Source organism: Micromonospora thermarum, assembly GCF_012034245.1.
Lineage (GTDB): Bacteria > Actinomycetota > Actinomycetes > Mycobacteriales > Micromonosporaceae > Micromonospora > Micromonospora thermarum.
Map to the genome: position 1 here is coordinate 1 of NZ_JAATEO010000072.1, position 4,831 is coordinate 4,831.

At 74.7% G+C, this 4,831-nt stretch carries 4 protein-coding genes and 1 pseudogene; 2 read left to right on the plus strand and 3 right to left on the minus strand.

Annotated features, from left to right (window positions below; genetic code table 11):
- Positions 1-68: 68 nt before the first annotated feature.
- Both HCJ94_RS29135 and HCJ94_RS29140 read right to left on the minus strand, forming a co-directional pair.
- Complete coding sequence (locus HCJ94_RS29135) at positions 69-1,070, minus strand: glycosyltransferase family 2 protein (RefSeq protein ID WP_168004206.1); 1,002 nt, start codon at positions 1,068-1,070, stop codon at positions 69-71.
- Positions 1,067-2,719, minus strand: a complete 1,653-nt coding sequence (locus HCJ94_RS29140; RefSeq protein ID WP_168004207.1) for a carbamoyltransferase family protein — start codon at positions 2,717-2,719, stop codon at positions 1,067-1,069. The genes HCJ94_RS29135 and HCJ94_RS29140 overlap by 4 nt, the downstream gene beginning before the upstream one ends.
- A 237-nt stretch (positions 2,720-2,956) precedes the next feature.
- Between HCJ94_RS29140 and HCJ94_RS29145 the strand changes: the two genes are divergently transcribed.
- Complete coding sequence (locus tag HCJ94_RS29145; protein WP_240944607.1) at positions 2,957-3,559, plus strand: class I SAM-dependent methyltransferase; 603 nt, start codon at positions 2,957-2,959, stop codon at positions 3,557-3,559.
- 36 nt (positions 3,560-3,595) lie between these two features.
- Here the strand turns inward: HCJ94_RS29145 and HCJ94_RS29150 are convergent.
- Positions 3,596-4,162, minus strand: a pseudogene (locus HCJ94_RS29150) (ferredoxin reductase domain-containing protein); the annotation flags it as partial.
- On the opposite strand from HCJ94_RS29150, the gene HCJ94_RS30670 reads away from it, so the two are divergent.
- Complete coding sequence (locus HCJ94_RS30670) at positions 4,098-4,316, plus strand: helix-turn-helix domain-containing protein (protein WP_240944608.1); 219 nt, start codon at positions 4,098-4,100, stop codon at positions 4,314-4,316. The pseudogene HCJ94_RS29150 and the gene HCJ94_RS30670 sit on opposite strands and share 65 nt — an antisense overlap.
- Positions 4,317-4,831 lie beyond the last annotated feature (515 nt).

The window sequence follows — 4,831 nt, forward strand, 5'->3', positions numbered from 1 at the left end:
GAGGCATGGACCGTCCGGGTTGATTTCCATGCGGCATCTGTTGCCCCTGGCAAGTGACGGCTCAAACATCAACCCGCCGCCCCGGGACGTTCCCCTCGCGCTCGCCACCAGCCGCGCAGCCAGTGGGTCACCGCCAGCGGCGGGATCAGAGCGCTGGTCAGCAGCATCGTGGTCACCTCGTCGGCGGTACGCGGCCCGGGCGCGATGCGGGCGCCGGCGAACTCCGCCGTGCCGGCCGCCCAGCCCGCCGCGCCGGCCGCCGCGACCGCGCCGAGCACCCGTCGGGGCGTACCCGTGGTGGTGCGCGACAGCGCGGCGGCGACCACCGCGACGGCACCGGCGGCGGTCACCGCGACGTGCCGGGGCCGGCGGCCCGGCGGCAGGTCCAGGTCCTCGCGCCAGGTCGGCCCGTACAGGCGGCGCAGCAGCGCGTCGTCGGCGTTGCCGCGCTGCACGCGCAGGCTCACCCAGCGGTCCTCGGGGCGGACCGGATGGGTCACCGACCGCTGCCCGCGGACCAGGTTCCAACCCGCGCGCCGGACCCGGTGGGCCAGCTCGGCGTCCTCCCGGTAGGCCCGGGGGAACCGCTCGTCGAACCCGGCGACCTCGGCCAGCGCCGCCCGCCGGTACGCCATGTCCGCCGTGATCCACGCGCCGACGGCGAGCCCGGCGGTCCCGCGCTCCCAGTCCGTGGGGCGGCGGTCCGCCGGCAGCGGCACCTCGACGCGGCCCTGCACGCCGCCGACCCGGTCACCGACCGCGAGGTCCGCGACCAGCCGGCGGGCCCAGTCCGCCGCCGGCACCACGTCGTCGTCCAGGAAGACGATCCAGGGGGAGCGGGCGGCGCGCCGGCCCAGGTTGCGGGCCGCCGCCGGGCCCGCGCCGGGCCCGGTCAGCACCTTCGCGTACGCGGACAGCGCCCCCGGCACCGCCAGCTCACCGGCGGTGTCGCCCCGGTCGTCGACCAGGAGGATCTCCGGATCGGGCAGCTCGTCGACCTGTGCGGCGAGCGCGTCGAGGAGCACCGCGAGGCTCGGCCGGCCGAGCGTCGGCACCACGACGCTGATCACCGGGCACCGCCCAGCGCGCCGCGCCGCACCGCGAACGGGCCCATCGCCAGCAGCTCCACCGGTGCGGAGCCGAACAGCTCCATCGCCTCGCGGGGCGTGTCGACCATCGGCCGCCCGGCGGTGTTCAGGGAGGTGTTCACCACCACCGGGAGTCCGGTGAGCCGGTCGAACTCGGCCAGCATCTCCGCGACCAGCGGTTCGGTGTCGGCGTGCACGGTCTGCACCCGCGCGGTGCCGTCGACGTGGGTGACCGCCGGGATGCGGTCCCGCCACTCCGGCTTCACGTTGTGCACGAAGAGCATGTACGGGCTGGGGAAGACACCCTCGAAGATCTCGGCGGCCCGCTCGGCGCGGACCATCGGGGCGATCGGCCGGAACTGCTCCCGGCCCTTCACGTCGTTCATCCGGGCGGTGGTGGCCTGGTCACCGGGGTGGGCGAGCAGCGACCGGTGGCCGAGCGCGCGGGGACCGTACTCGCTGCGGCCCTGGAACCAGGCGACGATGCCGTTGCCGGCGAGCACCCGGGCCGCCTCGGCGGCGATCGAGTCGGGCCGGACGTACGGCAGCGCCGCCCGGCGCAGCTCGGCCTCCAGCTCCTCGTCCGACCAGCCGCGACCCAGGTCCGCGCCGCCCATCGGCACCGACCGGTCACCGAGGTCACGGGCGACGTGCAGGGCGGCGCCGAGCGCCGTGCCCGAGTCGCCGGCCGCCGGCTGCACCCAGACGTGCCGGAACGGGCCCTGCGCGGCGAGCCGCGCGTTGGCCACGTAGTTCAGGGCCACGCCGCCGGCCATCGCGATGGTGGAGGCGCCGCCGGAGGCGTCGTACACCCAGCGGGCCAGGTCGAGGATGACCTCCTCCAGCCGGGCCTGCACGCTGGCGGCCAGGTCGGCGTGGTCGCCGGTCATCTCGCCGTCCGCGGTCCGCGGCTTGGCGAGGCCCGCCCAGTCGATGCGCTCGACGTGGAAGCCGCCCTCCGGAGTGACCCGGACCAGGTCGCGGAGCAGGCCGAGGTGCTTCGGCTCGCCGTACGAGGCGAGCGCCATCACCTTGTACTCGTCGCTGGAGTGCAGGAAGCCCAGGTGGCGGGTCAGGTCCTCGTAGAGCAGCCCGAGGGAGTGCGGCAGCTCCTGCGCGTACAGGGGCTTGAGCCGGCCGTCGGCGTAGACGCCGGCGAGGTGGCTCGCCACCTCGCCGCGCCCGTCGAGCACCAGCACGGCGGTGTCGTCGCCCCCCGGTGGGGCGGCCAGCCCGGCGGAGGCGGCGTGCGCCACGTGGTGCGGGACGAACCGCACCTTCGCCGGATCGAGGCCGGGCAGGGCGGCGGCGAGGAACTGCGGGGCGCGCTGCGCGTACTCGACGCGCAGCCAGTCCCAGGGGTCGGCGAGTCCGAGGCTCTCCGCCGGGCGGCACAGGCCCGGGTCGAACGAGTAGGCGACGGCATCGAGGTCGTCGACGTCGAGCCCGGCGCTGGCGAGGCACCAGGCGGCGGAGAACTCCGGGAGCTCCCACGCGGAGAAGGGCACGGGACGCTTCCCGTGCTTGCGACGGCTGAACCGCTCCTCTTCGGCAGCGGCCACCACCCGGCCGTCGACCACGAGGGCAGCCGCCGGGTCGTGGAAGATCGCGTTGATTCCAAGGACGCGCATACACGTCCCCTACCCTCGGCTTCTCCCTCTAACCTGTAGATCATCGACTTCTCCGGACACACCGGTCCGTCGCGTGTGGAGTTTGGTCGACACATGGTCACATCCGGTCAACAGGCAGTGATCGCTGATCGCGGAGTGCCTGGTCGCCGGGGGTTACCCTGCGGAGGCCCGGTCAGGTCCGCCCGTCGACGTTCGGAGGGATCGATGTCCCGCTTCTCCCGTCCATTCTTCGCCTGGATGTATCCACGAGCGACCGACGCGATGGACCGCGCCGGGGCGGCCGCGCACCGGCGCCGGCTCGTCGCCGGCCTGAGTGGCCAGGTGGTCGAGGTCGGCGCGGGCAACGGGCGCGCCTTCGCGCACTACCCGCCGGGCGTCGACCAGGTGCTGGCCGTCGAACCCGAGCCCCGGCTGCGGGAGGCGGCGCGCGTCGCCGCCGCGTCCGCCCCCGTGCCGGTGGAGGTCGTGGACGGGATGGCGGAGGACCTCCCGGTGGCGGACGGGGACGCCGACGCCGTCGTCCTGTCCCTGGTGCTCTGCTCGATCCCCGATCAGGCCGCCGCGCTGCGCGAGGCCCGCCGGGTCCTACGGCCCGGCGGGCAGGTGCGCTTCTTCGAACACGTACGCGCGCAGAGCCCCGGCCTGCGCCGGGTGCAGCGGGTGGTCGACGCGACCGTCTGGCCACTGGTGTGCGGCGGCTGCCACACCGGCCGCGACACGGTGGCGGCGATCCGGGAGGCCGGCTTCCACATCACGGAACTGGACCACTTCCCGTTCCCGGAGACGGCGATCCCGCTGCCCCCCACGCCGCACGTGCTCGGCACCGCCGTCCGCCCCTGACGGCACGGCGTGGTCGCGTTGCCGGGGGTGCGGCTGTCAGTCGGGGAGCATGCCCGGGCCGAACACCTCGTACGCGATCCGATCCGACGGGACGCCCCGGCGCAGGAGTCCACCCCGGACCCTGCTCATGAAGGGCGCCGGCCCGCAGAGGTGCACGTGCGCCTCGGGGGAGAGCGGGATCAGGTTCGGGTCGACGAGGCCCGTGGCGACCTCCGCCGTCAACCCGGTCAGCTCGCCATCGGCGGCATCCTCGTACCACAGCCGCACCGACAGGTTCGGCAGCCGGTCCTGGAGCCCGGGCAGCTCGGCGCGGCGGGCGTGGGCGGCGGCGGCCTGGTCGGCGTGCACGAGTACCACCTCCCGCTCCGGCTCGGTCGCCGCCAGGTGCTCCAGGGCCGCCATCGCCGGGGTGAGGCCGATGCCCGCGCTGACCAGCAGCAGCGGTCCGGCGTCGCCGATCGCGCTGACCTCACCGAACGGCGGGCTGAGCCGGAGCGTGTCGCCGGCGCTCACCCGCTCGTGCAGGAACGTGGACACCATGCCGTCGGGCGTGCCGGCGGTACCGCGTACCCGCTTGACGGTGATCCGCCAGTGGGGCGCACCGGAATCGGCGTGCCCGCTGGTCGCCGGTTGCCGCCTCCGCGGGGAGCTGCGCCGGGCCCAGGCCGCCTTCCTGGCCGTGCTCGACGGCGTACGCCTCGACGACCAGACGGCCCCGCTCCTGCTGACCCTCAGCGCACCCGATCCGCGCCCCTGACGCCCACCCCGAGGTCTCGCCCTGTTGATCATGAGGTTGCGGCGGTGGGGTGGGGCCCGCCGTGCCCGGCTCCGGGCGGTCAGGCTTGATCCCTGCGCCGGTCACGGCGGGCCCCACCCCTGAACCGGTCCGACTCCGCCCGCCCGCACGGTCAGGACGCCGGGGCTGGGCGGGCGTCGACCGGTTGCGGCCCGATCTCAGTCGCGGCCTCAGGGCCCGCGCCGATCATGGAGTTGTGGTGGCGGTCTCGGCCCGACACCCCGCACCCACACCGTTGATCGACTCGGCTTGCTGCATGTCGGGGTGTCCGAGCGTCGGTGACACCCCGACATCAGGAATGTCGAGTCGATCACCAAGGTGTGTGTGCAGACGCCGCTGGCCGGCACCCGGGTTCGGGTACCGGCCAGCGGCGTGTTTCCCCCTGTGAGGAAAGCCTGTGTTGTGCCGGGGGTCAGCTGTTCCAGTGCTCGGCGACGAGGTCGGCGGCCTGGGTTTCCCACTGGGCGTAGTGGAAG